The organism is Paenibacillus sp. EKM301P, assembly GCF_011800295.1.
GTDB classification, from domain to species: Bacteria; Bacillota; Bacilli; order Paenibacillales; family Paenibacillaceae; genus Paenibacillus; species Paenibacillus polymyxa.
In genome coordinates, this window is the sequence record NZ_JAALFM010000139.1 from 1 (window position 1) to 259 (window position 259).

Below are 259 nucleotides of genomic sequence, written 5' to 3' on the forward strand. Positions count from 1 at the left end.
TGCGGACGTGGCTCAGCGGTAGAGCATCGCCTTGCCAAGGCGAGGGTCGCGGGTTCGATTCCCGTCGTCCGCTCCATTATCCATACGGCGCCATAGCCAAGTGGTAAGGCAAAGCTCTGCAAAAGCTTCATCCCCAGTTCAAATCTGGGTGGCGCCTTGACTGCTCATTATGGAACTAAATATGCGCCCTTAGCTCAGCTGGATAGAGCGTTTGACTACGAATCAAAAGGCCGGGAGTTCGAATCTCTCAGGGCGCGCC

At 56.0% G+C, this 259-nt stretch carries 3 tRNA genes; all 3 read left to right on the forward strand.

Going from position 1 to position 259, the window contains the following annotated elements:
- Window position 1: 1 nt before the first annotated feature.
- The 3 genes from HFD99_RS25235 to HFD99_RS25245 all read left to right on the forward strand — a co-directional run bounded on the left by HFD99_RS25235 (window position 2) and on the right by HFD99_RS25245 (window position 257).
- A tRNA-Gly gene (locus HFD99_RS25235) sits at window positions 2–76 on the forward strand.
- 10 nt (window positions 77–86) lie between these two features.
- Window positions 87–157 (forward strand) — tRNA-Cys (locus HFD99_RS25240).
- Between the two features lie 26 nt (window positions 158–183).
- Window positions 184–257, forward strand: a tRNA-Arg gene (locus HFD99_RS25245).
- Window positions 258–259: the final 2 nt, after the last annotated feature.